Here is a 5,413-nt window from a genome sequence, read left to right as displayed (position 1 = left end):
GCCTGCTTCTACAGTTGGGTTGTCGTGTGAGGCGTTCGGGGGGCCGTGTCAATGGTGCCGTCGGGCCTGACGATGACGCCGTAGATGCTTTCGGCCCTGGCACGCGTGATATAGCCCTCGAGTACGTCGTGACGAACTCGCTCGGGGTCGCGTTCGTGCGGCGAGCCGTAGCCCCCGCCCGCGCTGGACCGCGAGATGAGTCGCTCGCCTGGCGCCAGGTTCAACCGTGCGTAGCCGCTGACCTGCTGCTCCTGACCATCCAGGCCGAGGACACCCGCCCAACCGGCGGCGCCCGGTAGCCCACCACGAACACCCTCTGCCGGGAACATGGTGTTGTCGGTGGTCACCGCGGCGTCTATCGAAGTACCGACAGGTGTGAACTCCACGAGCACCGAGGGACTTCCCCGGAACTTTCCGGCACCCTCGGTGTCCGGCAGCACCCGTGAGGTCTCGATGCGCATCGGTCGGAGGATTTCCGCCATCTCTGTGTTCTCCCAGGCGTTCATGCCCGCACAGCCTCCGGCATAGGAGAGCCAACCATCGCTCCATGGATTCCCGGGACCACCGGTTGCACCGATGCAGGGCATATCCACGAACGGAGTCCCGTATCGTGGATCGGTTCCCGAGACGATGGCATTCGACGGGGACAGGCACGCCCCAGAAGCGGCCATACCGGAACCGTCGCCGAGCTTGGCGATCGCCTGCTGGACGGCGCTCGTGATCCGTTCCGGCACGCCGGTGGTCGCTGATGAACAGCTAACCGGGTGCCTTGGGATCCCGGCGACGCAGTTCTCACGCAGGGTGATGCGTAGTCGCCGGAAGCTGCCACCATTCGTTGGGACCCCCGGACCGAGACTATTGAAAATACCCATCATCGCGCCGGTGAGCGCTGTGGCCTCGGTGGTGTTGATCCCGGCGGGGACACAGTCGGGATTCTCGGTGAGGTCGACCGCGACGAGCCCCTCGTCTGATCTCACCTCGACCTTGGCGTTGATGGGCACACCGGACTCCAGCCCGGTCACCGGCAGCGGATCGTGTGTGGTGCTCCCGCTCGCGCTCCCCGAGGGCAGCGCCCGGATCGCACGGTCCATCTTGTCTTCGCTGTAGTCGAACCAGGCGTCGACGTATTCGTGCAGGACGTCCCAGCCATATTCCTCGCCGATCCCGAGCAGCTCACGCTCGGCCGTCCGCACCGCACCCAGCATGGCGAGGTAGTCGCCCCACCACATCTCAGGGGCCCGCAGTCGCAGCCTGCACATCCTCAGCACGTCATCCACGCGGACGTACCGGTCCTCGACCTTCACACAGTCGAAGATCAAAGCCCCCTCGTTGTAGACATCACGCGCAACCGGGTTCTGGCTGGTGGGGACGGCGTTCCCACAGTCGGCCAGGTGAGCCTTAACGACGACGGTGAACCGATGGACGCCGTCCGCGTCAATGACCGGGGCCAAAAGCGAGTGGTCGGCCGCATGCGAGTTCCCGGCATAAGGTGAGTTGTGGAGGAAGACATCGCCAGCGTGAAGCTCAGGGTGCAATTCCTTCATCCGCTTCGCGCTCAGGTCGGGTCCTGCCATCACATGGATGGGGAGGCTCTCGGCCGCGGCGAGGAGCTCGTCATCTCCAGTGACCAGGCAGCAAGAGAAGTCGCGGCCGGTGTTGATCAGCCCCGACCGTGCCGTCCTGAAAAGCGTGTTCTGCATCGATCTCACCACGGCCTGCATCCGGTTGGTGAGGACAGCGAGCTGCGCTGGGTCTGCAGCGATCGAAACCTTTTTGCGCTCACCTTGATCGACGATCTGGTGGGGAGGAGTCAGCACCAGGCTGCCTGAGTCCCCTCGGGTCACCGTCGCGCCGGGATCGACCACGACGGTCGTGAACGGGGACTCTACGATCGCCGGCCCGCTGAACACCTCATCGACCGGCATCGACTCGAGACGATGCACCTCGGTCTCGACGTAACCTGTCGCGGGGAAGTACATGAGGCGACGAACCCCGGCCCTTCCGTTACCCGAACCCGCCGGGACACGACCGACGGTGTCATTACGGAGACGACAGTGCACCACCGCGCGGACACCGATCACCTCGACCTCGGCATCCTCTTGGTTGACCGAGAAGACGTCGAGATGAAGGGCATGGAAATCGTCGCGGAACGACTGGAGATCCGCCTCGGTCTCGATGCGATCACCCGAAAGAGGAACCTGTAGCTCCCAAACCTGCTTAGGATAGTTGGCCTCTAGTGCGAACTCAATGCGGACCGACTCATCGGTCGCTCCCACTGTGCTAGCGAACTGTCGGCACCGGTCCTCGAGCTGGGCGAGAGCCGTGTTGGCGCCTTCGAAGTCGAAGGCCCCGGTGCCGGTGATCAGGGTCGTGGCGTACTCGGCCTTCAGGTCACTCATCAGTGCGCCGGCCGCGCTCAGCGTCGCGCCTGTCTCAGGGATGATCACGCGCTTGCTGCCGAGCCGCTCCGCGATAGCCACCGAGTTCAGCCCCGCGCCACCACCTCCACCGATCAGCACTGCCTTCGCCGGATCGACTCCCTGGTTCAGGGTGATCTCCTCAATGGCCGTGACCATCCCCTCGGTGACCAGTGTCATGATGGCCGAAGCGGCGTCCTCGACGGTCAACCCCAAAGGGGATGCGACCTGTTCCTCGATCGCCGCTCGAGCCGCATCAACATCAAGCTTCATCTTCCCACCCAGGAAGTAAGCCGGATCGATGTAGCCCAGGACAAGGCTCGCGTCGGTGACGGTGGGCTGAACACCCCCGCGGCCATATGCGACAGGACCTGGCTCCGCCCCCGCGCTCTGGGGCCCAACGCGGAGGAGCCCGCCCTCGTCCACCCACGCGATGCTGCCACCGCCGGCACCCACGCTCTTCACATCAACACTGGGGAACCCGGTCATGTGCCCGAAGAACGGGTCACCGATCCACGTCTCCTTGGTGGTGGGGATCCGCCCCTTGCGGACCAGACTGACGTCGTACGTCGTACCGCCGGTGTCCGCCACGACTGCGGTGTCAGTGTCTGCGTCGATCAACGCATAGTGAGAACCCGCCACCGGAGCCATTGATGGCCCGGAGTTGATCGAGTGAATCGGCTGGTCGGCAACGAACGACGCATCCAACACACCCGCATTCGACGTGAGGATCAGGATCCGCCCATTGAAGCCCGCTTCGCGAAGCCGCTCCTCAAGGCTCCCCAGGTACTCCTGCATCAGCGGTTTGAGTGAGGCATCAATCGCCGTGGACGAAGCGCGCCGGTACTCACGAAGAATCGGGTTCAGCTGGTGCGACAACGTGTACGGAACACCTGGCAGATGCTCCTCAAGCAACTCACCAACCCGCAACTCGTGTGCGGGGTTAAGCGTCGACCACAGCAGGCACACTGCCACCGCCTCGACCTGCGCCGACTTGAGCGTGCCGATGTGCGCAACGACTGCAGCCTCGTCGAGCTCGCGCACGACCTCACCTGCCGAGCCGATACGGCCGGGGACCTCGTAGGTCAGCGACCGCGGGATGTACGGCTCAGGGTAGGGCCTGGTGTAATTGAACGGATCCGTCCGTCCGCCCTCTCGAAAGAGCAGGATGTCCGGGTGGCCCTCGCTGGCAAGAAACGCGGTCTTAGCAGTACCACCAGTCAGGATGGCATTAATCGCCCGCGTCGTCCCATGGATGAACAGCCCCTCACCAGCAAGAAGCTCCGACCGCTCAACCCCGCCAGCCTCAGCGGCAACGGAGAGAACATTCAGCACTCCCTCCACCGGGTCGTCCGGAGTGGTGGGCGACTTGTAGACCTGCAGCGTGCCGTCGTCATCCTCAATCACGAGGTCGGTGAAGGTTCCACCCGTATCGACCGCAAATCTCATCAGTACTCTCTCTCCAAGCCGATCTCCCGGCTCTAACACAATGTCTAAAGGTTGCAGTCTCAGCCGGGCCACTGCGGAGTGAACCCGGCAAACTTCGCACTGTTCTTAGCAGTCAACGCCCTGGGCAACGACGCCATCTCAGCCAGGCCACTGCGGAGTGAACCCGGCAAACTTCGCACTGTTCTTAGCAGTCAACGCCCTGGGCAACGACGCCATCTCCGCCGGGTTGATGCCGGCCTTGAACGGTTGCGATCGAACTGCCCTGACGGCCTGGTCCACCATGTACAGGCCAGCGTCGAAGGGGTACATCATCACCGTGCCGAAAACGGTCCCATTGCGGACCGCCGCAAAGCCGCGCTGTCCCCCAGCGAGGCCTATGATCTTGACCTTCTTCTGGTCTCCTGCCGCCTTCACGGCCAACACGACTCCGGTGTCCATCTGGTCGCCCGAGGTAACAATGACGTCAACCCCTGGATTCGCCTGCAAGATGTTCTGCGCGGCTGTCTCAGCCGGCGCAGCCTGGTAACCGCCTACCGCTCGTGTCACTATCTTGATCTCAGGGTGGGACGCAAGAGCCTGCTTCATGCCGCCGAAGAGCGCCTTCTCCGCAGGAATCAAGGCTCCCGGCATCTGTGCCACCTCGCACGGATCCTTACCAGCGCACGCACTCACGATCACGCGGGCCTGCGCCCGGCCAATAGACACCTCGGGAATTACCGTCTGGGCCACGACACCCTTCGCATTCGAGACCTTGCTTGCAAAGTCGCTACCGCACGGATATCCGCCGCCACAGACAACCTTGATACCTGCCTTAGCAGCCTCCTCGATAGCAGGGACGACGCCCGTGGCGTCCACCGCGGTGACAAGAAAGGCGTTGTACTGGCCGGATGCGACCGCATCCTGGATCTGTCCGTACTGCTTCTGGCTATCGTTGTTGGCGTCGAACGTGGTCACCGTCGCATTTCGAGCCTTGGCCGCGACACGAATACCTTTACCGTTAGCTGCCTGGAAGTCGTTCTGAACGGAAGGCACGAACCAAGCGAGCTTGACCGGCTTTGAGTTACTCACCGAGGACTCAAGCACCACCTTTCGAGCCCGCGGCGTCCCAGGCTCTGCCGCCGCTGCACCAGCCCCTGCCGCCGCTGCGCCGGTGCCGGTCGAGCCAGCGCTTCCCGCCTTACCACACGCAGCAAGCGATACCACCATACCCACGGCCAGCACCACGCCCATAGAGCGGCGGCCCCTGGAGGACTTATTCGTTAATCGACGCATGCACTTCTCCAATGAACAATCGATCGGCCCCACGGACCACCACCGCACCGCCAGAAACAGCCTCGCCCTAGTAGCACCCCGACCCCTCGAACCGGGGCCGATGTTGAACTGAACGCTAAACCCCCGCCTGTGCGTTGCATCACTAGACACACATATGGAACGCAACCTCAAGACCATCCTTCTGTCTGATGCCATCACTCCCAACCCGGCGGTACTCCCACCGTGGCCTGCTGGGCACCCTCCAGCTCAACCGCAAGCCGCAGAATAAGCGAATC

Annotated in this window: 2 protein-coding genes; both read right to left on the bottom strand. The window is 63.3% G+C overall.

Going from position 1 to position 5,413, the window contains the following annotated elements; genetic code table 11:
* Window positions 1–8 precede the first annotated feature (8 nt).
* A complete protein-coding gene (locus tag FGL98_RS26010; protein WP_222432403.1) occupies window positions 9–3,866 on the bottom strand; it encodes a hydantoinase B/oxoprolinase family protein in 3,858 nt (1,285 codons plus the stop codon).
* Between the two features lie 138 nt (window positions 3,867–4,004).
* Window positions 4,005–5,096 (bottom strand): sugar ABC transporter substrate-binding protein, encoded by a 1,092-nt coding sequence (locus tag FGL98_RS24410; RefSeq protein WP_146321400.1) that lies wholly within the window; start codon window positions 5,094–5,096, stop codon window positions 4,005–4,007.
* Between the last annotated feature and the right edge of the window lie 317 nt (window positions 5,097–5,413).

Source organism: Leekyejoonella antrihumi, assembly GCF_007845645.1.
Lineage (GTDB): Bacteria > Actinomycetota > Actinomycetes > Actinomycetales > Dermatophilaceae > Leekyejoonella > Leekyejoonella antrihumi.
This window is presented reverse-complemented; position numbering and strand designations above follow the sequence as displayed.

Bases quoted from the DNA above. Each gene is read 5' to 3' on its own strand.
- FGL98_RS24410 (WP_146321400.1), bottom strand. From the start codon at position 5,096: ATGGGCGTGGTGCTGGCCGTGGGTATGGTGGTATCGCTTGCTGCGTGT.
- FGL98_RS26010 (WP_222432403.1), bottom strand. From the start codon at position 3,866: ATGAGATTTGCGGTCGATACGGGTGGAACCTTCACCGACCTCGTGATT.